22 protein-coding genes are annotated in these 21,071 nt (G+C 68.5%); 9 read left to right on the top strand and 13 right to left on the bottom strand.

Annotation, left to right across the window (positions count from 1 at the left end):
- The first annotated feature begins 16 nt into the window (after positions 1 to 16).
- The gene (locus tag ISP14_RS05720; protein WP_404537012.1) at positions 17 to 811 is read left to right on the top strand and encodes an endonuclease/exonuclease/phosphatase family protein; all 795 of its coding nucleotides are present in this window, start codon (positions 17 to 19) and stop codon (positions 809 to 811) included.
- The gene (locus tag ISP14_RS05715) at positions 808 to 1,200 is read left to right on the top strand and encodes a hypothetical protein (RefSeq protein ID WP_404537010.1); all 393 of its coding nucleotides are present in this window, start codon (positions 808 to 810) and stop codon (positions 1,198 to 1,200) included. The genes ISP14_RS05720 and ISP14_RS05715 overlap by 4 nt, the downstream gene beginning before the upstream one ends.
- On the opposite strand, the gene ISP14_RS05710 is transcribed toward ISP14_RS05715, so the two are convergent.
- Both ISP14_RS05710 and ISP14_RS05705 read right to left on the bottom strand, forming a co-directional pair.
- Positions 1,184 to 1,867: an SDR family oxidoreductase gene (locus ISP14_RS05710; protein WP_404537008.1), complete on the bottom strand. Its 684-nt coding sequence runs from the start codon at positions 1,865 to 1,867 to the stop codon at positions 1,184 to 1,186. The two genes, ISP14_RS05715 and ISP14_RS05710, sit on opposite strands and share 17 nt — an antisense overlap.
- 14 nt (positions 1,868 to 1,881) lie before the next feature.
- Positions 1,882 to 3,498 carry a glycoside hydrolase family 17 protein gene (locus tag ISP14_RS05705; protein ID WP_404537006.1) on the bottom strand — a complete coding sequence of 539 codons (1,617 nt, stop codon included), beginning with the start codon at positions 3,496 to 3,498 and terminating at the stop codon, positions 1,882 to 1,884.
- Positions 3,499 to 3,630: 132 nt separating this feature from the next.
- Here ISP14_RS05705 and ISP14_RS05700 point away from each other — a divergent pair, with 132 nt between their 5' ends.
- The 4 genes from ISP14_RS05700 to ISP14_RS05685 all read left to right on the top strand — a co-directional run bounded on the left by ISP14_RS05700 (position 3,631) and on the right by ISP14_RS05685 (position 10,219).
- The gene (locus tag ISP14_RS05700; RefSeq protein ID WP_404537004.1) at positions 3,631 to 5,733 is read left to right on the top strand and encodes a transglycosylase SLT domain-containing protein; all 2,103 of its coding nucleotides are present in this window, start codon (positions 3,631 to 3,633) and stop codon (positions 5,731 to 5,733) included.
- Between the two features lie 15 nt (positions 5,734 to 5,748).
- Positions 5,749 to 6,684: a complex I NDUFA9 subunit family protein gene (locus ISP14_RS05695; RefSeq protein WP_404537002.1), complete on the top strand. Its 936-nt coding sequence runs from the start codon at positions 5,749 to 5,751 to the stop codon at positions 6,682 to 6,684.
- A gap of 42 nt (positions 6,685 to 6,726) precedes the next feature.
- Positions 6,727 to 7,956, top strand: a complete 1,230-nt coding sequence (locus ISP14_RS05690) for a multifunctional CCA addition/repair protein (protein ID WP_404537000.1) — start codon at positions 6,727 to 6,729, stop codon at positions 7,954 to 7,956.
- Between the two features lie 79 nt (positions 7,957 to 8,035).
- Positions 8,036 to 10,219, top strand: coding sequence for an LTA synthase family protein (locus ISP14_RS05685; RefSeq protein WP_404536998.1), 2,184 nt, complete (start codon positions 8,036 to 8,038; stop codon positions 10,217 to 10,219).
- A 39-nt stretch (positions 10,220 to 10,258) separates the two neighbouring features.
- Here the strand turns inward: ISP14_RS05685 and tatC are convergent, their stop codons facing one another.
- The 4 genes from tatC to ISP14_RS05665 form a co-directional block, all read right to left on the bottom strand.
- The gene (gene tatC, locus ISP14_RS05680; protein ID WP_404536996.1) at positions 10,259 to 11,014 is read right to left on the bottom strand and encodes a twin-arginine translocase subunit TatC; all 756 of its coding nucleotides are present in this window, start codon (positions 11,012 to 11,014) and stop codon (positions 10,259 to 10,261) included.
- Positions 11,001 to 11,429, bottom strand: a complete 429-nt coding sequence (tatB, locus tag ISP14_RS05675) for a Sec-independent protein translocase protein TatB (protein WP_404536994.1) — start codon at positions 11,427 to 11,429, stop codon at positions 11,001 to 11,003. Before tatB ends, tatC begins: the two co-directional genes overlap by 14 nt.
- Positions 11,430 to 11,452: 23 nt before the next feature.
- Positions 11,453 to 11,710, bottom strand: coding sequence for a Sec-independent protein translocase subunit TatA (tatA, locus tag ISP14_RS05670; protein WP_404536991.1), 258 nt, complete (start codon positions 11,708 to 11,710; stop codon positions 11,453 to 11,455).
- Positions 11,711 to 11,779: 69 nt separating this feature from the next.
- On the bottom strand, positions 11,780 to 12,472 hold the full coding sequence (locus ISP14_RS05665) for a lipid-binding SYLF domain-containing protein (RefSeq protein ID WP_404536988.1): 693 nt from the start codon (positions 12,470 to 12,472) through the stop codon (positions 11,780 to 11,782).
- 89 nt (positions 12,473 to 12,561) lie between these two features.
- Here ISP14_RS05665 and hemH point away from each other — a divergent pair, with 89 nt between their 5' ends.
- Positions 12,562 to 13,605 (top strand): ferrochelatase, encoded by a 1,044-nt coding sequence (hemH, locus tag ISP14_RS05660; RefSeq protein WP_404536985.1) that lies wholly within the window; start codon positions 12,562 to 12,564, stop codon positions 13,603 to 13,605.
- Positions 13,602 to 14,459, top strand: coding sequence for an alpha/beta fold hydrolase (locus tag ISP14_RS05655; RefSeq protein ID WP_404536980.1), 858 nt, complete (start codon positions 13,602 to 13,604; stop codon positions 14,457 to 14,459). Before hemH ends, ISP14_RS05655 begins: the two co-directional genes overlap by 4 nt.
- 81 nt (positions 14,460 to 14,540) lie before the next feature.
- On the opposite strand, the gene ISP14_RS05650 is transcribed toward ISP14_RS05655, so the two are convergent.
- The 7 genes from ISP14_RS05650 to ISP14_RS05620 all read right to left on the bottom strand — a co-directional run bounded on the left by ISP14_RS05650 (position 14,541) and on the right by ISP14_RS05620 (position 20,088).
- On the bottom strand, positions 14,541 to 15,746 hold the full coding sequence (locus ISP14_RS05650; protein ID WP_404536977.1) for an ABC transporter permease: 1,206 nt from the start codon (positions 15,744 to 15,746) through the stop codon (positions 14,541 to 14,543).
- A complete protein-coding gene (locus ISP14_RS05645) occupies positions 15,743 to 16,477 on the bottom strand; it encodes an ABC transporter ATP-binding protein (RefSeq protein WP_404536974.1) in 735 nt (244 codons plus the stop codon). The genes ISP14_RS05650 and ISP14_RS05645 overlap by 4 nt, the downstream gene beginning before the upstream one ends.
- Positions 16,474 to 16,647: a hypothetical protein gene (locus ISP14_RS05640; RefSeq protein WP_404536972.1), complete on the bottom strand. Its 174-nt coding sequence runs from the start codon at positions 16,645 to 16,647 to the stop codon at positions 16,474 to 16,476. The genes ISP14_RS05645 and ISP14_RS05640 overlap by 4 nt, the downstream gene beginning before the upstream one ends.
- On the bottom strand, positions 16,644 to 18,218 hold the full coding sequence (locus ISP14_RS05635) for an alpha/beta hydrolase (RefSeq protein ID WP_404536970.1): 1,575 nt from the start codon (positions 18,216 to 18,218) through the stop codon (positions 16,644 to 16,646). The genes ISP14_RS05640 and ISP14_RS05635 overlap by 4 nt, the downstream gene beginning before the upstream one ends.
- Positions 18,215 to 18,415: a helix-turn-helix transcriptional regulator gene (locus ISP14_RS05630; protein ID WP_404536968.1), complete on the bottom strand. Its 201-nt coding sequence runs from the start codon at positions 18,413 to 18,415 to the stop codon at positions 18,215 to 18,217. The genes ISP14_RS05635 and ISP14_RS05630 overlap by 4 nt, the downstream gene beginning before the upstream one ends.
- 133 nt (positions 18,416 to 18,548) lie before the next feature.
- Entirely contained in the window at positions 18,549 to 19,148 is a 600-nt protein-coding gene (locus ISP14_RS05625; RefSeq protein ID WP_404536963.1) for a hypothetical protein, read from the bottom strand.
- Positions 19,149 to 19,167: 19 nt separating this feature from the next.
- Entirely contained in the window at positions 19,168 to 20,088 is a 921-nt protein-coding gene (locus tag ISP14_RS05620; RefSeq protein ID WP_404536960.1) for an alpha/beta fold hydrolase, read from the bottom strand.
- Between the two features lie 416 nt (positions 20,089 to 20,504).
- On the opposite strand from ISP14_RS05620, the gene ISP14_RS05615 reads away from it, so the two are divergent.
- Entirely contained in the window at positions 20,505 to 21,056 is a 552-nt protein-coding gene (locus tag ISP14_RS05615) for a fimbrial protein (protein ID WP_404536957.1), read from the top strand.
- Positions 21,057 to 21,071: the final 15 nt, after the last annotated feature.

Below are 21,071 nucleotides of genomic sequence, written 5' to 3'. Positions count from 1 at the left end.
TACCGTACAGCGCTCCATGAATCGTACGCCTGCCCCCGCCGAACGCCGCCTGCGCCTGCTGAGCTGCAACATCCTCGCCGGCGCCAGCGTGCAGCGCTACAGCGAATACGTCACCCGCAGCCTCAACGCGGTACTGCCGGGGCGCAGCAAGATCGACAACCTCGATCGCCTCGCCGCACTGCTGCCGCAGTTCGACGTGATCGGCTTGCAGGAGGCCGATGCAGGCAGCTTGCGCTCGGGCTTCCTCAACCAGACCCGCTACCTCGCCGAGACTGCCGGTATGCCGTACTGGAGCCACCAGCCAAACCGGCCGGTGGCGAAGCTGTCGCACACCGCCAACGGCCTGATCAGCCGGATCGAGCCCAGCGCGGTGATCGACTACCCGCTGCCTGGCCGCCTGCGCGGACGCGGCGCGCTGCTGGCCCGGTTCGGCGCCGGCCACAATGCGCTGGCGGTGATGGTCGCCCACCTCTCGCTGAGTGCGCCGTCGCGCGCGCGCCAACTGGGTTTCATTGCCGAAATCCTGCAGGACCACCCGCACGCGGTGCTGATGGGCGACCTCAACACCGACATCGAAAGCGCGGAGATGCGCCACCTGTTCGCCCATACGCGACTGCAGCCGCCCGAGCAGCCCACGCCCACGTTTCCAAGCTGGAAACCGAAGCGCGCGCTGGACCACATCCTCGCATCGCCCTCGGTGTCGCTGGAGAAGGTGTGGACGCTGCCGCAGGCTTTCTCAGACCATCTGGCGCTGGCGGCGGAGATCCGCCTGCCCGCAAGCGGCGCGCCACGCCACGGAGATCACCGATGACCGCACGCCTGTCGCGCACGCTTGCTCCCTGGCTGCTGATCGTGCTGGCGGGCCTTGCCGCGGTCTGGCTGCGCTATGGCCTGATCGAGCCGCCGGCGATGGCGCAGATCTGCACGGCGGCGCAGGTGCCCGCGTGGTGCACGCTGCGCCAGGCGCTGGTATCGGGCTTCCTGCACGACGTCTATGGCATCGCCGCGATCCTCGTCGCCGCGCTGGCGCTGTTGCGCCGCGCACCTGCGCTGGCCTGGCTGGCCGCGGCGCTGGGCGCAGTCGCGCTGCAGCTCTACAACTACGAGCCGGGTGCGCTGGCGCTGTTGATCGGCTGCCTGCGCCTCGTGCATCTGCAGGGCGCAGGCAAGGCCACGGCTCGGCTTACACCCGCCCCGTGACCGGAATCAGCGCGCCGGTAATCGCCGACGCCGCGTCCGAGAGCAGGAACACGATCACGCCTGCCAGCTGCTCGGGTTTCACCCAGCGGCTGAAATCCGCGTCGGGCATGTCGGCGCGGTTCGGCGGCGTGTCGATGATGCTGGGCAACAGTGCGTTGACGGTGATGCCGCGTGGCTTCAATTCCTCCGCCAGCGACTCGGTGAGGCGCAGCACGCCCGCCTTGGAGGCGGTGTAGGCGCCTACGCCGGCGCCGGCCTTCAGTGCCGAGGCCGCACCGATGTTGACGATGCGCCCGTGCCCATCGGACAGATGCGCCAGCGCGGCCTTGCTCGCTGCCACCGCGGTGCGCAGGTTGATCCGGTAAAGCAGGTCCCAGGTGTCGGGATCGCCATCGGCCAGCGTCTCCCAGCGGAACGTGCCGGCGATATTCACCAGCGCATCGAGGCCGCCCAGCGTTCCGGCCGCGGCATCGATGGCATGCTTCGCCGCCACGGTATCGGCCATGTCCACGCCGCCGAAGCCATGTGCCGCGCCCAGGTCCGCCGGCACCGGCGCGCGGTCGATGGCCGCGACCGCGGCGCCCGCATCCAGCGCGGCGCGTACCACGGCGGCCCCCAGGGTGCCGAAGGCGCCGGTCACCACGATGCGTTGTTTGTCGAGGCGCATGATTTCCATCCTTATCAACGGGGGTCGTCGAGCATAGTGCCTGCGGCAGTCGGCACGAAACGCGCGCGCCGCCACGCTGCGAACACCGGCGCCGCGATCAACAGATTGAGCGCGAGCCACAGCCAGGTCACCGGGTTCTCGCCCAGTTCCTGAGCCACGACCACGGCTGCCAGCACCAGCAGCCAGGCGGCGAGGAACAGCGCTTCGCGCGAAGGCGCGCGCATGCGCTCATCCAGCCAGGCCACCAGCGCATAACCCGCGCAGGGCAGCTCCAACAAGCCCAGCGGGAAGTCGCGATAGCGACCGTCGAACACCAGCAGCAAGCCATACAGCGCCAGCACGAACAGCCATGCAAAACGCAGCCGCCCCGCCGGCGCGGGCTTGAACGGTGCGCCTGCCAGACGTCCCGCCAGCCAGCTGGCCAGTCGCAACGCCGTGAACAGCGCGGCGAGACAAGCCGCCAGCGAAAGCGTCCACTCCCAGGCATCGCGACAGGCATAGGCCATCTGCCGCCATTGCCAGGCCAGCGCCGCGCCGCTGGCGAAGCCGGCCAGACCCAACGCCAGCCAGCCGCGTCCGCGCTGCCAGCGGCGGCGGCGCAGGCCGGCCAGTACGAACAATCCCGCGCCCGCCGCACCGGCAAGCCAGCCCAGCCACCAGCGCGGCACCTCCACCACCGGTCCCTGCATCGCGAACTTCGGCTGCGCCTGCACGTCGAAGATGCCCCAGTAGCCGCCCACGGTGCCTTCCTGCGCGCGCTTCCACGGCTGATCGAAGGCCTCGATCACGTTGTACGGCATGTCCACGCTGGCGGCGTAGCGCAGAAACTCGCGCAGATAGCGCGCCTCGTTCACCACGCTGGCGTTGGCGCTGCGGCGCGGGCGGCCCTCACTGGGCCATCCGGTTTCGCCGATCATCACGCGCTTGCCGGGGAAGGCGCGCCGCACCTTCCCATAGACCTCCTCGACATGCTGGATCGCACGCTCCGGCGGCACCGGCTGGTCCTCCCAGTACGGCAGGATGTGGATGGTGACCAGATCCACCGCATCGGCAAGCTCGGGATGGCGCAGCCAGTACTCCCACACGTCGGCATAGCTCACCGGGATACCTGCCGGCAGCGCCGCGCGCACCTGATGGAGGGCATCGGCGATCTGCGCGCCAGACAGCTCGCCACGCAGCAGCACTTCGTTGCCCACGATCACCCCGCGCAACACCTGCGGGTATTTGCGCGCCGTGGCGATGCCCAGTGCGATCTGCTCGGCGTTCGCTTTCGCATCCCGGCCCAGCCAGATCCCCATCAGCACCTGCATGTGATAACGCGCCGCGATGCCCGGTACCGCGGAAAGGCCCTGCCCCTGCGAATACGTGCGCACGCAGTCGAAGCGCTCCGACAGCGCACGCAGGTCGGCATCGATGCGCTGGGGACTCACGAAGGCATTCGGATCGAGCGGCGTCTCGCCCGGCTCGCGGAACGGCGCGTAGGAAACGCAGGCGATTCGCGCCGAAGGCGCGTCGGGCAGATCCACCGGCCGCCCGACCAGCCACCACCACGCTGCACCGGCCAGCACGAGCAGCACCAGGACCAGCCAGGCGACGAGGCGACGACTGCGAGACGCTGGTGAAAACGACATGCCGGATCTGTGTGGACGAAGGATGAGGTGCGCCAGCTTATCAGGCACGCGCGGAACAAAAGCCTGCGCACCGGTCGGCGCGCCGGGACGCATCCACTACAATCCGGGACGGGGGATCACCAAGGAGTTTCCATGTTCGCGAAGGCAGCGCCGTGGCGCCGTTCCCTCACCCACCTGGCGGCCCTGCTGCTGACCGGCAGTGCCCTGCTCGCCACCACCACCGGCGCGCGCGCGGCTGCACCTGACGAAGCACAACGCGCCGCCTTCAAGCAGGCCTGGGCGTCGGCACAGCAAGGCGGCGACGGCTGGCGCGCCTGGGCCGCGCAACTGCGCGACTATCCGCTGTACCCCTATCTGCCTGCCGCCGCGCTGGAACACGACATCCGCCAGACCGACCTGGCCACGGTGCAGGCATACCTCAAGCAGTACCCCGAGCTGATCCCGGCACAGGACCTGCGCCGCGACTTCCTGCTGGAGCTGGCGCGGCGCAAGGACTGGAGCAGTTTCCTCGCGCTGTACCAGCCCGGCCTGGGCGACGCGCTCGCCTGCGATGCCTTGCAGGCGCGCATGGCCGGTGGCGCACCACTCAACTTCGACACCGACCTTGCCACGTTGTGGAGCCGCCCCGAACTCCCCGGCGCCTGCGACCCCGTGCTGCAGGCCGCGCACGACCAGGGACTGCTGACGACCACGCGACTGTGGACACGCATCGACCGGGCCACCGACGCCGGCAAGAGCGGCACCATCGCCACACTGGCACCGTGGCTGCCCGCACCGCAGGACGCAGAGGCGCAGCGGCTGGCACAGGCCCTGCGCGACCCCGCCGCCGCACTGGCCGCCGCTTCGAACTGGCCGAATACCGCCCGCGCGCGCCAGGCCGCCACGCTGGCGCTGGAACGCCAGGCGCGGCGCGACACCAAGGCCGCGGATGCGTCCTGGCAGCAACTGCAGGCACGCTTTCCCTTCAGCAGCACGCAACGCGAAACGGTCCAACGTGCCCTGGCGCTGTTCCACGCCACCGACTTCGACACCATGGCGCTCGATCGCTTGATCGCCCTGCCCGCTGCCGCGCAGACAGCCGCCACCCGGGAATGGCGCGCGCGCGTAGCGCTGGCCGAGCAGGATTGGCCCGCCGTACTGGCGGCGATCGCGGCGATGCCCTCCACGCAGCAACAGGACGGCGAATGGCGCTGGTTCCGCGCCCGCGCGCTGGCCGCCACCGGCCACCCCGAACAAGCGCAGGGCATCTATCAGGATCTGGCCGGCGAAGCCACGTTCTACGGCTTTCTCGCCGCCGACCAACTCAAGCAGTCCTATGCGATCTGCCCGCTGGCGCCGGTCGGCAACCCGCAGCAAGAACAGCTATTGCTGCAGCAACCCGGCCTGCTGCGCGCCTTCGAGCTGTACGCGGTAGATCTGCCGAAACTCGCCCGGCGCGAATGGTCGCGCGCACTGGAAGGCGCCGATGCCGGCACCCGCGAACAGGCCGCCGAACTGGCGAACCGCCGCGGCTGGTTCGACCGCGCGGTGTTCACCTTCACCTATGGCGACACGCTGCGCTACTACGCACTGCGCTTCCCGCTGGCCAGCCAGGATGGCGTGGTGCCGCAGGCCCAGCAGGCCGGCATCGACCCCGCCTGGGCCTACGGCATCCTGCGCGCAGAAAGCGCCTGGGTCAGCGACGCCCGCTCCGGCGCCGACGCGCGTGGCCTGATGCAGCTGGTGCCCGGCTCTGCCGCCGAAGTGGCGCGGCGCAGTGGCCTGACGTGGGCGGGCGGCGACAGCTTGTACGACCCCGCAGTGAACATCGCGCTGGGCACGCGCTACCTGGCGCAACTCGCCTTGCGCTACAACGGCATGCCCTGGCTCACCAGCGCCGCCTACAACGCCGGCCCCAACCGCGTCGACCAATGGGTGGACGCGCGCAACGCGCTGGCGCCCGATCTGTTCATCGCCACCATGCCGTTCAAGGAAACCCGCGAATACGTGACACGCGTGATGGCCTTCAGCGTGATCTACGACTGGCGCCTGCACGGCTCGGCGCTGCCGATCTCCGGTCGGCTCACCCCGTTCGGCCAGCCCTATGCGTTGCCGAACAGCCTGACTCCGCGCAAGACGGTGGACTGCCCCGCCCCGCCGCCGCCTGCGCCGACGAGCTCGGTACAACTGCCGGCCAGCGCGGCATCCGCGACAGACAGCGGCGCGCCTGCTCCAGCCACCAGCCGCCGCCGCTGAGCCAGGGTGGATCGTATGGCCGCACAGCGACTCGTCATCCTCGGTGGTACCGGCTTCGTCGGCAGCCACCTGTTGCCACGACTGGTTGCCGACGGGCATCGCATCGACGTGCTCTCGCGCAACCGCGAGCGGCACCGCGCGCTGGCCGTACTGCCGGGCGTGCGCGTGCGCAGCGTCGACGTGTACGACGACGACGCGCTTCGCCAGGCACTGGCCGGGGCGGATGCGGCCGTCAATCTGGTCGGCATCCTCAATCCGCAAGGCCCGCATACGCTTCAGCGCGCGCACGGGGAACTGACCCGTCGCCTGATCGCCGCCTGCGCCGCGACCGGCGTGCCGCGCCTGCACCAGATGAGCGCGCTCAAGGCCGGCCAGGGCCTGTCGCAGTACCTCAAGACCCGTGGCGAGGCGGAGGTGCTGGTAAAGGCTTCGCCGCTGGATTGGACGATCTACCAGCCCAGCGTGATCTTTGGCGAAGGCGATGGCCTGGTGACCCGGTTCGCCACGCTGCTGCGGCGCCTGCCCGTGCTGCCGCTGGCGCGCGCGAACGCGCGCATGGCCCCCACCTTCGTGGGCGACGTGGCCGAGGCGATCGCCCGCTGCGTCGCCGCACCCGCGCGTGGACGGCGGCGCAGCTTCGAGCTGTACGGCCCCGAGGTGCTCACGCTGGACGGCATCGTGCGTGCGATCCGCGCCGCTGCCGGACTGCGCACGCCGATCATCCCGCTGCCCGACAGCCTGGGCCGGTTGCAGGCACAGGTCGCCGGACTGCTCCCCGGTAAGCCGTTCACGCTGGACAACTTCCGCTCCCTGCGCACCGATTCGGTCGGCAAGATCGACGGTTACGCGGCGCTCGGCATCGTGCCGCAGGCGTTCACGCCGTGGTTGCCACGGTTGCTCGAAGGCTCGCCGCGGCAACGGCGGCTGGATACGGCGCGGCGCCGGCGCTGAAGCACGCGCGAGGCGCACGTCGCGCCGTGCAACAATCCCTGCATGCGCATCTATCTGGTCGGCGGCGCGGTCCGCGACAAACTGCTGGGACGGCCGGTGGTCGATCACGACCACGTGGTGGTGGGCGCGCGCCCCGACGAATTGCTGGCGCAGGGCTACCGGCCGGTCGGCAAGGATTTCCCGGTATTCCTGCATCCGGACACGGGCGAGGAATACGCGCTGGCGCGCACCGAGCGCAAGACCGGGCACGGTTATCACGGCTTCGCCTTCCACGCCGATCCGGCGGTGACGCTGGAGCAGGATCTGGCGCGGCGCGACCTGACCATCAACGCGATCGCCGAAGACGAGCACGGCGTGCTGATCGATCCGTTCGGTGGCGTGCGCGATCTCGAGGCGCGCGTGCTGCGACATGTCTCGCCCGCCTTCGTGGAGGATCCGGTACGCCTGCTGCGCGTGGCACGCTTCGCCGCACGCTTCGCGCCGCTGGGTTTCAGCGTGGCCGATGAGACCATGGCGCTGCTCAGGCATATGGTCGCCGCGGGCGAAGTGGATCACCTGGTGCCCGAGCGGGTATGGGCGGAAACGCGCAAGGCGCTGGGCGAGGCGCAGCCCTCCGCCTTCCTGCGCGTGCTGCGCGGCTGCGGCGCACTGCGCGCGCTGTTCCCGGAAGTCGACGCGCTGTACGGCATCCCGCAGCGGGCGGAATTCCACCCCGAGATCGATACCGGCGTGCATGTGGAGATGGTGCTGGACGCCGCCGCTGGCATCGCGCCGGGCGACGATCTGGTGGGTTTCTGCGCGCTCACCCACGACCTCGGCAAGGCGCTGACGCCCGTCGACGAGCTGCCGCGGCACGTGATGCACGAACAACGCGGCGTCGCGCCGTTGCGCGCACTGGCGACGCGACTCAAGGTGCCGACCGAGCACGCCGTGCTGGCCGAGCTGGTCTGCCGCGAGCATCTCAACGCACATCGCGCGCTGGAACTGAAGCCGGCCACCGTGCTGAAACTGCTCACCGCGCTGGACGCGCTGCGCCGGCCGGAGCGGCTGGAAAGCTTTCTCGCCGCCTGCCTCGCCGACAAGCGCGGCCGGCTGGGGCACGAACACGACGACTACCCGCAAGCCGACTACCTGCGCCGTGCCCGCGGAGCCGCCGCAGCCGTGGTCGCCGCACCCTTCGTGGCGCAGGGACTGCAGGGGCCGGCGATCGGCGCGGCGATGGAGCGCGCGCGCGTCGCGGCTATCGTCGAAATGAAACTATGTAACATCTAAGCCCGTGCGGGTATAACGCCTATCGGAATGCCGGCCGTGCCGGCACCCCTGCATTTTCCCTTTGTCCCTGGAGCTGCCCGTGTCGCGCGCCCTGTTCTCTCCCTCGCCGCTGCGTCAGCGGTTCCGGCCGCTGTGGTGGCTTGGCATCACCTTCGTCGCGATCAGTTTCGTCACCCGCATCGCCCTGCTGGTGATGTCCGGCAGCAACGTGACGCCGAACCCGGTGAACTGGCTGTACGCCTTCGGCGTGGGCCTGGGCTACGACCTGGTCACCTTCCTCTACCTGGCCTGGCCGATGGTGCTGTTCCTGTGGCTGGTGCCGACCCGGCGCGCGTCGGTGACGGGGCTGATGCGCTGGCTGGCCTGGCTCGCCATCCTGGTGGTGCTGTTCGCCGCCTGCTTCGGCGTGCTGCACCTGCTGTGGCACGCGCACTTGGCGGACGTGCGGCCGCTGATTCCGGTATTCCTGTTCTTCCTGCCGCTGCCTGCGCTGGCCTACAACCGCGCCAGCGGGCAGTGGGGTCTGTACATCCTGGGGCTGCTGCTGCTGTACGGCCTGCTGTTCGTGGCGGCGTCGGAGCTGGTGTTCTGGAACGAATTCAGTTCGCGCTTCAACTTCATCGCGGTGGATTACCTCGTCTACACGACCGAGGTGATCGGCAACATCCGTGAGTCCTACCCCATCGGCACCTGGCTGACCTTGCTGGTGGTGCTGGCGCTGGTGGTGTTCGTGCTCTCCCGGCGCGGCCTGCGCGCGCGCGACGACGGCAGCACGCTCATGCAGCGCGCCCGCGTGCCGCTGGTGTGGCTGCTGCTCACCGCGATTTCAGTGGCCGCGGTCAACGGCGAGATGAAGGACCGCACCGCCAACAACTACGTCAACGAACTGGCCGGCAACGGCATCTACCAGTTCTTCGCCGCGTTCCGCAGCAGCCACCTCGACTACAAGAAGTTCTACCGCTCGCTGCCCGACGACGAGGCGTTCCGGCTGGTGCGCGAACAGCTCAAGGCACCGAACGCCAGCTTTACCAGCAACGACCCGCGCGACCTCACCCGCGAGATCCGCGCGGCGGGTCCGGAGAAGCATCTCAACGTGGTGCTGATCAGCGTGGAGAGCCTGTCCGGCGACTATCTGGGCACCTTCGGCAACAAGGAAGGCCTGACGCCCTTCCTCGACTCGCTGGTGGACAAGAGCATCTTCTTCGACAACCTCTACGCCAATGGCACGCGCACCGTGCGTGGGCTGGAGGCGCTGTCGCTGTCGGTGCCGCCCACGCCGGGCGATTCGCTGGTGCGTGAGCACGACAACGAAAACCTGTTCTCGCTGGCCAGCATCTTCAACGATCGCGGCTACGAGTCGGAGTTCGTCTACGGTGGCTACGGCTACTTCGACAACATGAACTACTTCTTCAGCCACAACGGCTACAAGACGGTGGACCGCGGCGCCATCGCGCCGGGCACGCCCATCCACAGCCAGAACGTATGGGGCGTTTCCGACGAGGATCTGTACACGCTGGCGCTGAAGCAGATGGACGACGCGCATGCCGCCGGCAAGCCGTTCTTCCTGCACATCATGACCACCTCCAACCACCGCCCGTACACCTACCCGGAGGGCCGGGTGAAGTGGCAGGCGCCGTCGCGGCCGGGCGCGGTGGCCTATACCGACTGGTCGATCGAGGACTTCATCAAGCGTGCGAGCGCGAAGTCCTATTTCGACGACACGGTGTTCGTGATCACCGCCGACCACTGCGCTTCCAGCGCGGGCAAGACCAGTATTCCGATCAACCACTACCACATTCCGCTGTGGATCTACGCGCCCAAGCAGTTCAAGCCCCGGCGCGTGGAGGCGCTGATGGGCCAGCTCGACATCCCGCCGACCCTGCTCGGCCTGCTCGACTTCAGCTACCGCACGCGCTTCTTCGGCCAGGACGTGTTCCAGGAAGCGCCGGACGGGGGCCATGCGCTGCCAGGCACCTACGAGAAACTGGGCTACGTGCACGGCGACACGCTCACCATCCTCGAACCGCGCAGGCGCCTCGAACAGCTGAAGCCGGACTTTGCCACCGGCGACGCCACGCCTGTCACGCCGGTGAAGCAGGGCCTGGTGGACACCGCGATCGCCTACTACCAAGTGGCGAGCGACCTGTTCAAGCAAGGTGGGTTGAAGCGGCGGGCAGACGACGGCGCGAAGGTGGCGCCATTGCCGGCACCGGCGGCTACGGCGGCCGCGCCGGCGGCCGCCGCTTCAACCGCACAGCCGTAAGGCGCCTGTGCAGGAGCGCGCCATGCGCTCCTGCACGGCTCAATCCGTCGCTTTCTTCGGCAATAGCCAGCGCACTGCCAGGATGCCCAGCTCGTACAGCAGGCACATCGGTATCGCCAGCATGATCATCGAGGTGATGTCGGGCGGGGTGATGATCGCGGCTACCGCGAACGCGCCCACGATGGCGTAGCGCCGCGCGTTGCGCAGCTTGGCGATGTCCACGATGCCCACCGCGGCGAGGATCACCACCGCCACCGGCACCTCGAAGCACAGGCCGAACGCGAAGAACATCAGCATCACGAAGTCGAGGTAATGCGTGATGTCGGTCATCATCTCCACACCCGCTGGCGTCACCGCGGTGAGGAAGCGGAACGCCGCCGGCAGCACCAGGAAATACGCGAACGCACAGCCGCAGTAGAACAACGCCAGCGCGGCGACCAGCAAGGGCCGCGCGAGACGCTTCTCGTGCCGGTACAGGCCCGGGCTCACGAAGGCCCACAGCTGGTACAGGACCACCGGCATGCTGATGAACAGCGCCGCGTAGAACGCCAGCTTCAGCGGTGTGATGAACGGGCTGGCCACCTCGGTGGCGATCAGGTGCGCACCCTGCGGCAGGCGCGCCACCAGCGGCGCGGCCAGTTCCGAGTAGAGCTTGTTCGCGAACGGCACCAGCGCCACCAGCACCAGCAGCACGGTGGCGATCGCCTTGAGCAGGCGCGAGCGCAGCTCGAGCAGGTGCGAGAACAGGCCTTGCTGCAGGTCGTCGCCGGATTCCTCGGGTTCAACGGCCGCCATGCACGGACTCCTTGGTTGCCGGCGTCGCAGATGGCTCGCCCGGCGGCAGCTCCTGCTGCGTCTCGGGCCTGCTGTCCGCAGCCGGAGGCGCAGTCGGCTCCGGTGTCGCCGCGGCCTTGAGCGTCGACACCGCTTCCTCGACCGGCTGGCTCACTTCCTGGGCAGCGCTCTGGGTGGCGCTCTTGAACTCCGCCTGCACGGCCTCGGCGCGTGCGGCGGCCTCGCGGGCGGCACGCTTGATCTCTTCCACTTCCAGTTCGCGCTCCACTTCGGCGCGCACGCTGTCCCAGCCATTGCGCACGCGGCGCATGAGGGCGCCCGCGGTACGGGCCGCACCGGGCAGTTTTTCGGGGCCGAGCACGATCAGCGCGACGAGCGCGAGCAGCACCAGCTTGCCGAAGCTGATCTCAATCATGCCCCGGGACTCCGAACCCGCTCTTACTTCGACTCGTGCGAGTCGCGCTGGTCCTGCGTGCTGGCGTTCGCCGACGAGGCCGCCGGCGGATCGGCGCGCAGCTGCTCTTTCGTCTGCTGCGACTCCTTCGCCTTCTCGTCGTCCTCGCCGTGCATGGCCTTCTTGAAGCCGCGCACGGCGTTGCCGAGGTCGGAGCCGATGTTGCCGATCTTCTTGGTACCGAAGATCAGCAGCACGATGACCAGAAGAAGAAGCCAATGCCAGATGCTGTCAAAACCCATGATGTCCCTCGAGACGACCCGGGGCGGAAACGGCTCCGCCCGCGACTCGCCGATCTTCGCACACGGCGATCACTTGGAAGTGTACTCCTCCAGCGCATCGCGGAACTTCACCACCGCCGGCGGCACGTTGTTCACACCACCCTCGAAGATCCGCCGCGGGGTGATGCCCTGACCATACACCGCCGCATTGGCGTCCTGGTCGATCTTCAGCACCGAGCCGTCCAGCGCCACGCCGGCGAACAGGCCGCGCGCGCGCGAGTAGGAGTAGATCTCCGCCTTCAGCTGCTGGTCGGTGGCGGCCGAGGCGGTGCGGCCGACCGGGCCGGCCGCGGCCGAGGCGTCGGCGCCGACGGTGAATTTGCCGTTGACGATCGAGTCCACGCCGCGCTGGGTGCGGAACACCAGGATCACGTCGGTGGACGACACGCCGATCTGGAAGCCCACGCTGCCGCCGCCGAAGGAGATGAAGCTGGGATTGGACCAGGTGCCGTCCGGGCTCTTCACCGAGACCAGCCCCTCGCCGCGGCGGCCGCCGAACACGAAGCCGACCTTCAGCACGTCGGGAATCACCGCGATCGCCCGCGCGTCCTTGAGCAGATCGCTGGGAATGGCCTTGTCCGGCGCCTGCTCGATTTCGTTGAGCACGCGCACCGCGCTCTGCGCGCGCGCCTGCGGGGTGTCGTCGTCGGCGTGCACGCTGGCGATCGGCAACAACAGGGCCGCGCCGACCAGCAGCAGGCGATGCAGAGATGTCTTGAACATGGGCAGCTCCGTCGATGAAAGGAAGGGCGCGCGGACGAGACACGGCGCGCTTGTGGCAGACTCATGGCAGCTCTTCCGCCAGCGCCGCGATGCCCAGCCACGATCACTATACCGGCCCCACCGGCCTTTCCATCCCTGCCGCGGCGGCATCCGTTCAGACAGCCGTGCTGCTGGTCAACCTGGGCACGCCCGCCGCACCCACCGCGGGGGCGCTGCGGCCTTACCTGGCTGAGTTCCTGTCCGATCCGCGGGTGATCGACTACCCACGCTGGAAGTGGTGGCCGATCCTGCATGGCGTGATCCTGCGCGTGCGCCCGAAACGTTCCGCACACGCCTATGGACGTATCTGGACCGCCCAAGGTTCCCCGCTGCGCTGGCACAGCGAGGCGCTGGCCCGCGCACTGCAGACGGTACTGGGCGAAGACGCCCGCGTGGTGCTGGCCATGCGCTACGGCGAACCGGCGGTGGCGTCGACGATCGCGCAGCTCACGCGCGAAGGCATGCGCCGCCTGCTTGTGTTGCCGCTGTATCCGCAGTATTCGGCCACTTCCACCGGATCGGTGATCGATGCGGTGGCCGATGCGATGAAGACACTGCGCTGGCCGCCGGAGCTGCGCTTCGTCAACGACTACCACGACGATCCCGGCCACATCGAGGCACTCGCCGCGAGCATCGAGCGCTGGTGGGACGAACATGGCCGCGGCGACAAGCTGCTGCTCTCCTTCCACGGCATCCCCGAGCGTTACGTGCGCCTGGGCGATCCGTACGCCGACCAATGCCATGCCACCGCGCGCCTGCTGCGCGCGCGGCTCGGCCTGGACGAGACGCAATGTCTGGTCAGTTTCCAGTCGCGGGTAGGGCGCGAGACCTGGTTGTCGCCGTATACCGACGCCACCGTGCGCCGCCTCGCCGGCGAAGGCGTGAAACGGCTCGACGTGGCCTGTCCCGGCTTCGCGGTGGATTGCCTGGAGACGCTGGAGGAGATCGCGATGCAGAACCGCGACTTCTTCGCCACCGCCGGCGGCGAATCGCTGCGCTACATCCCTGCACTCAACGACAGCGCGGCGCAGGTGCGCGGACTCGCCGCCTTGGTTCGGCGCCACCTCCGCGGCTGGCCGGGGTCCGCAACGTGAACGCGCCGCGCGAACGGCACATCGCACTGCCCCATCTCGGGCTGGCCGCGCTGGAATGGGGCGAGCCATCCGCGCCGCCGCTGGTCGCCCTGCACGGCTGGCTGGACAACGCCGCCAGCTTCTCCGCGCTGGCGCCGCTGCTGGCGCCGCATTACCGCGTGATCGCACTGGAACTGCCCGGCCACGGCCATTCCGACCGCCTGCCCGCGGGCGTCAGCTACCACTTCCTCGACCAGGTGCGCGCTGCGCTGGCCGCGCTCGATGCACTGGAACTGCCGCGCTGCAGCCTGCTCGGCCATTCGCTGGGTGGCGGCATCGCCTCGCTGGTGGCCGCTGCAGCGCCCGCGCGGATCGAACGGCTGTGGCTGATCGAAGGGCTGGGTCCGCTGGCCGACGATGGCACACACACGCTGCAGCGTTATCGCGACGCGCTGGCCAAGCCGCCGGCGGACGGCAAGGCACTGCGCGTGTTCCGCGACATCGACCAGGCGACCAGCGCCCGCACGATCGCCAGCGGCCTGCGCGCGGAACTGGCGCGCCCCATCGTGGAGCGCGGGCTGCGCGAGACCGACGGCGGCTGGCAATGGCGTAGCGACCCGCGCCTCGTCCGCTCCACCGCGATCCGGCTGGCCGAAACGCAGATTCATGCCCTGCTCGCCGGCATAGAGGCACCTACCGCCCTGCTGCTGTCGCAACCCACCACGCCCTACCTGCCCGCGGCGATGATGCAGGCGCGTGCCGCCTGCGTGCCGCGCATAGCCGTCGAGCACATGGCAGGCGGCCACCACTTGCAGCTGGAACATCCGCAGGCGGTCGCCGCATGGCTGCTGCGCCACGCAACGTCTGCCTCATAGGAGCGCACCCTGTGCGCGAATGCCTCCGGCTTCGATAAAACACCAGGGTCATCGCGCACAAGGTGCGCTCCTGCGGCAAGGTCAGCTCGAGATCGCCAGCTTCTCAGAGCGGTACAGCTGCGCCGTGACCGCCACCGCGACCAGCGCCGCTGCCAGCGTGCCGGCGAGGCACAGCAACAGCTGTTCGCCGCTGACGCCGTCGCCACGCAGCTGCTGCATGATGCCGAGGTTCTGACCCAGCAGCGGCACCGCGTACATCCACGCCTGCGCCTTGATCGGCAGGAAGGCCAGCAGGGCGCTGGGGATCAACGGCACCATCATCAGCAGCGAGATGTAAGTCTGCGCCTCGCGGTAGCTCTTGGCGAAAGCCGCCACCATGGTCTGCAGCGCGGCCAGCAGCATCACCAGCGGCAGCATCATCAGTAGCACGTGGCCGCCGAAGTGCCAGCCGAGATCCAGTTCCATGCCCAGCTTCTCGGCGGGGATGAGGCGGCCCACCAGGGCGAACGCCAGCAAGGTGATCGCGAGGCTGGTCAGCGAGAACGCGCAGATCGCCGCGAGCTTGCCGAGCAGGATCTTCCAGCGCGCCACCGGGTTGGCGAACAGGGGTTCCAGCGATTGCCGCTCGCGTTCGCCCGCGGTGAGATCGATCGCCAGGTACATGCCGCCCATGAACAAGGTGATCACGAAGAAGTACGGCAGCATCGCGAACAGCAGCACCGCGCGCGACTGCGGCGTCGCCTGGTCGCGCTTGGCCACCTGCACCGGCCAGGCCGTGCCCGGCGACAGGCCGCGCGCCACCAGCCGCATCGCGCCCTGCTGGCGGGCATAGGTCTCTACCAGCTGGCTTACCCGGTCCACCGCGCTGCCAGTGTCCCGTCGCGAGGAGTCGTAGAACATCTCCACCTGCACCGGCTCGCCCTTGCGCCAGGCCTTGCCGTAGTCGGCGGCGATGCGCAGCACCACGTCGGCGTCCTGTTTGTATACGGCCTTGCCGGGATCGGCCACCGGCGCGTCGGGCACGATGCCGCCCTGCTTCAGCGCGTCGACCAGGTTCGGAGCGTACTGCGCACCGATCACCGGCACGTGCAGCGGCTGGTCGGCCTTGTCCAGCTCGCGGTTCACCTGCACGTTGACCAGCATCACGAACAGCAGCGGGCCCAGCAGCGGGCCGGTGAGGAAGGCGCTCATCAGGGTGCGGCGGTCGCGCAGATTCTCGCGCACCTCCTTCAGGAACACGGTGAGCGCGGCGCCGGCGCGGCGCGTTTTCGAGGTGGTGGCATTCATGCGGCGAGGCCCTCCTCACTGCCGATGATCTTCACGAAGGCATCCTCCAGATTGGTCTCCCCGGTCTGCGCGCGCAGCGCGTCCGGCGTTTCGTCGGCCACCACGCGGCCATGCGCGATCACCACGATGCGATCGCACAGCGCCGCCACCTCTTGCATGATGTGGCTGGAGAACAGCACGCAGCGGCCCTCCCCTTTCAACTGCTGCATGAAACGGCGCAGGCCGCGCGTGGCCATCACGTCGAGGCCGTTGGTGGGTTCGTCCAGGATCACGTTGCGCGGATCGTGGATCAACGCACGGGCGATCGCGGTCTTTACTCGCTGGCCTTGCGAGAACCCCTCGGTGCGGCGGTCGAGGATGTCGCGCATCTCCAGCGCGTCGACCAGCGCCTCGCGGCGTGCGTGCAATGCGGCCTCGTCGAGGCCTTGCAGACGCGCGAAGTACTCGATGTTCTCGCGCGCGGTAAGCCGCTTGTACAGGCCGCGTGCGTCCGGCAGCACACCGAGCGTGCGCCGCACCGCCAGCGGATCGGCCGCGGCATCGATGCCGTCCACCAGCACCTGGCCGCGGTCCGGCGCCATCAGCGTGTAGAGCATGCGCAGCGTGGTGGTCTTGCCGGCACCGTTGGGGCCGAGCAGGCCGGTGATCTCGCCGTCGCGCGCGGTGAAGCCGACGCCGTCGACCGCCTTCACGGTGCCGAATGCTTTATGCAAGTCCCTGACTTCGATCACGAGAGCTCACTCCGGTTGAGGCAGGCGTCCCGACCGGCCGCGAGCGTCGACAGCGTGGCCAGCATCGGCAGCAGGACAATGGTGAGGAACACGGGCGCCCTGAGCACGGCGGCAGCGAGCATGGCCGCGGCCCACAGCAGGGCGTTCGCCAACACGTAAGGCTTTCTCATGGCGTGGCTCCGTTGAAGTCGATGAAGAACGGCGTCGGCTGCAGGCGGTCGAGGCAACTCGCATCCAGCGCCTTGGGGTCGGGGTGTTCGACGAAGTGCTGCACCAGCTGCGGCCCGCATCCCGCCGCCAGTACGCTGTGGCCCTGGCCCTTGAACAGCAGCACGCGCGCGTTCGCAAGGGGCTTCGCCACCTCTTCGGCGTAACGCGGTGGCGTCACCGGGTCGTACTGGCCGGCCAGCAGCAGCACCGGCTTGGCGGTCTTGAGCGGCTGGTGGAAATCCGCCGGGCGGGCACCCTTCGGCCAGACCGAACAGATCGCCTTGTAGGCATCGATCATATGCGTGCCGAGCAAGGTGTCCGCGTCCTGCGGGCGCGCGGTCAGCAGGTCGGCATCCTCGCTGCACATCACCGAATAGGACATGCCGCTGCCGGCAAGATCGGCCATGTCCACGGTGAGGAGCTTGGCTTGGCCCAGCAGCGGACCCACGTCGCCATGTGCGGCCGCATCGATCGACAGCGGCAGCAGTGCAGCGGTGGGCGGCGTGTAGGCGAACATGCGCACCACGCTGACGAGCGCGTCGTCGCTCAGCACGCGCTGCACGGTCTGGTAGGTCTCCGGATCGCGGAAGCTGACCGGATGCGGGTTTGCCCGCAGCGCGTCGCGCAGCTGCACCAGCGTCTGGTATGGGCTGCCAAAACGCTGCTTGCAGGCGGCATCGGCGTCGCAGCGTGCGAACTGTGCCTTCAACGCCTCGTCGAGGTTGCGCGCGAAATCCTCGCCCAGCACCGCGCTGTTCGGCACCGTGCTGTCCAGCACCACGCTGCGCACCGCATCGGGGTAGCGTCCGAGGTATTGCTGCGCCACCCGGGTGCCATAGGAAACGCCGACCAGGTCGAACTCGGGGACGCCCAGTGCACGGCGCACGTCCTCCAGATCCTGCACTGCGTCGCTGGTGGTGTAGTAGCGCGGATCGGCATGTACTTCCACCTGCTTCAGGCAGGCCGCCGCATCGGCGCGCAGTTTGGCGGGATCGAAGCCGGTGTCTTCGTCCGTCGCGCTCTTGCCGTCGACCTTGCAGTCCAGTGCGTTGGAACCGCCGGTACCGCGTTGGTCGAGCAGCAGGACGTCGCGGTGTGCGCGCAATGGCTCCAGCATCATGGCGATGGCGCCGGCGTAGTCGCTGGCCGCCTGCCCCGGTCCGCCGGCGAGGAAGGCCAGCATGTCCGGGCTCGCGACCTGCGCGCTCGAACGCAGCACCGCCAGCTTCAACGTGATCTTCCGGCCTTGCGGCTCGGCGCGGTTCTCCGGCACCGCCAGCGAGCCGCACCACGCCGCGGCACTCAGGCCGCTGTTCGGCTGGCCCAGATTGCAGGCGGTCAGGGTGAGCGAGCCGAGCTTCCAGGTGCGCGGCGGCGCGGGTTTCACCGTCGTTTGTGCCGAAGGCGCGCTCTGCGGCGGGGCCGTTTCCTCATGCCCGGGCTGCGGTCGCCGCGCAGCGTGGTTGGCAGCGAAGATCGCGGTAGCCACGGCCACGATGACGGCCATGCGTTTCCTTGGGTTCATGCTCATGTATCGCTTCCTGGCTCGAAGATGGATTCGATCGGATGTCCAAACAGTTTCGCGATCTTGAATGCCAGCGGCAGGCTGGGGTCGTACTTGCCGGTCTCGATCGCATTGACCGTCTGCCGCGACACCTCCAGCCGCTCGGCGAGATCCGCCTGCGACCAGCCCCGCTCGCCACGCAGTTCACGCACGCGGTTGTTCATGCGAAACGCCGGCTCGCCCAGCGTCGCGCGTCGGCGTACAGCACCACCACGCCCGCCCCCGCCAGTACCTCGTCGTGCCTCATCCGGCCAGCGTTTGCATGGCGCCCCATGGCTTCCGTCACGCCGCGCCAGCTCATGCCCCATCCTCCGGCTTGCGGCCGCGGAAGATCTGCAGCAGCAATGCGCCGATCGCCAGCGACGCCGTGAGACCGCTGAGCAGGCCACGCTGCCAGTCGCTGAACGCGCCCCAGCCCAGCAGCAGGATCAGCCCGAACGACGCCGCGCAGGCCCACAACTGCCAATGCCGCGCCAGGCCATCGTTGCTGCAGGCCATGGTCCAATCGCCGCCATAACGACGTGCGGCCCAGCCGCGGCCCAGTGCATGCAGCACCACCATCGCCGGCCATACCCAGATCAGCGCCGTGCCATCCAGCCGGATCACCTTGGCGGCGACCAGGAAGCCGCCGGCAAGGCACAGCGTGCCCACTGCCGTGCCTGCGATGGCCAGGCCGATCAGGTTCATGCGCTGCTCCAGCTCGTCGCTGCCCATCACGAGGCGCACCATCGCACGCGTCACCAGCAGCACCGGCAGGATCGGCAGCAGCGCCAGCGCGGTACGCCCCCAAAGGCTCTGCACGTGGTCGACCAGGGGCCACACCAGCAGCATGATCAGGATGTAGGCCAGCATCGGTGGCCAGAATTCGCGCATGTAGCGGCGCTGGACGGGATTCATCGCCATGATCGTTTCGGCCTCAGAGCTCTTTGAGGAAATCGCCCAGCACCTGCTGGAATTTCACGGGCTGGTCGAGCATCACGAAATGTCGCGCGGGGGCGATCGATACCACTTTCGCCTGTGGTGCGTTCGCCAGCAGCCCCTTGTAATACGCGGCTTTCTGCGCCTCGCTGAGCTGCAACGGCGGCTTGCTGAAGTCCGGCGCGTAGTACGGCGAGATCTCCAGGATCGGCACGTTCGCCTGCTTGAGCAGCGGGCGATGGTCGGCCGCCATGTCCTCCGCCGCGTATGCGGCACTCGCTGCGACGTCGCTGCGCGCGTTCAGCGGCGCGTAGTGCTCCGCCAGCTTCGGATCGATCACGCCGACGTTCTGCATGTAGCCCAGTGCCGCCGCCTGGAACTGCGCCGGCGTCATCGCCGCCATCTGTGCGCCGGCGCGCTCGGCGATCGCCTGCCGCTGGGTTGCATCCACCCGGTCCATGCCCGGGAAGACCGGCAGGCCGTCCACCGCCACCGCGCCCGCGATCAGCGACGCATGCTCACCCGCGAAGCGCAGCGACAACGTACCGCCTAGGCTGTGGCCTACCAGCACGGGTTTGTCGATGTGCTGCTGTTCGATCAGCGCCAGCAGCGAGGCGTCGGCCTGGTCCATCAGCCCGGTCTTGCGGGCCGGCGCAGGCATGCCGTCGAACCCCGCCAGCGTCACGGCATAGACCACATGGTTCTTTTCCAGCTGCGCGATGGTGTCCTTCCACACCCACGGGCCGCCCTCCAGGCCGGGAATCAGGATTACCGCGTGGCCATGGTCGCCATGGCGCTCGAATTTCAGCGTGCCGACCTGGCCGTTCGCGGGCATCCCCAATGCCGGCAACGCGCCAGCAAGCCCGGCGATGAGCAGTGACCATCCCGCGAGCCTGCGGAACCAGTGAATCTTGTGCATGACGCTCCCCTTCGTATGTCAAGCAACCTTGACAAGTGGAGCATACGAAGTGCCCGGCGCGCATGTCAAGCACGCTTTACACGTCGAGTGCGATTAACACAATCGCAATAACTTGCGCGTCTTTTGATGCGAGTATCACGCTAAATGAGTGACGCAGTTCGCACTTTTGCCTGCCATAATTTGTCACTGCGGCCTGCAGTGACGGGGGAAGATTCACGTTCAGCCAAGGGCTTGACCCTTGCCCCGGCGCCAAGAAGCCGTCGGCCGTACCCGCACGCACTGTTTGGCATAGAGATTGCTGACACCCCCGTCGACCAGCCGCGCGCAAGGCTGAAGTCGGAGGTGGCGCAGGAGTGCGGCCACTTTGTCCACAGCGCGTCGAATCCGTTAGCACCCAACTCCGAAAGGAAATACGCATGATCAAGACTGTTCTCACCGCTGCTCTGATCGCCGGTTTCGGCGTGGCAGCGCTCGCTCCGCAGGCTGCCCGCGCAGCCGACGGCACCATCACCTTCAACGGCAAGGTCCTGTCCTCGACCTGCACCGTCAGCAACGCATCCGGCGGTGTCGTCACCGTCACCTTGCCGGACGTGGTCAAGACCGTCTTCACCGCGCAGGGCTCCACTGCCGGCCTGACGCCCTTTTCGCTGAACCTCACCGGCTGCCCGACGACGCCGTCGGGTGTCGTGGTCGGCGCGTCGTTCAGCGGCAATGCCAACGTCGATGCGACCACCGGCGCCATCCAGAACACCTCCGGCGCGGGCTTCTCCAATGTGGAAGTCCAGATGACCAACGGTTCGGGCACCGCCATCAACCTCAACACGAACCCCAACCCGGTCAGCGCCACCATCAATGGCTCCGGCGCCGCCACGCTCAGCTACCAGGCGCAGTACTACCAGCCGACCACCACGGCCGTCACCGCCGGCACGGTGACCGCGTCGGTCGCCTTCACGCTGACCTACAACTAAGGGTCATGCAGGCAG

Source organism: Dyella agri, from assembly GCF_044904705.1.
Classification (GTDB): Bacteria; Pseudomonadota; Gammaproteobacteria; order Xanthomonadales; family Rhodanobacteraceae; genus Rhodanobacter_A; species Rhodanobacter_A agri.
Note: the sequence above shows the minus strand (reverse complement) of the source record. Positions and strands in the feature narration are given on the sequence as shown.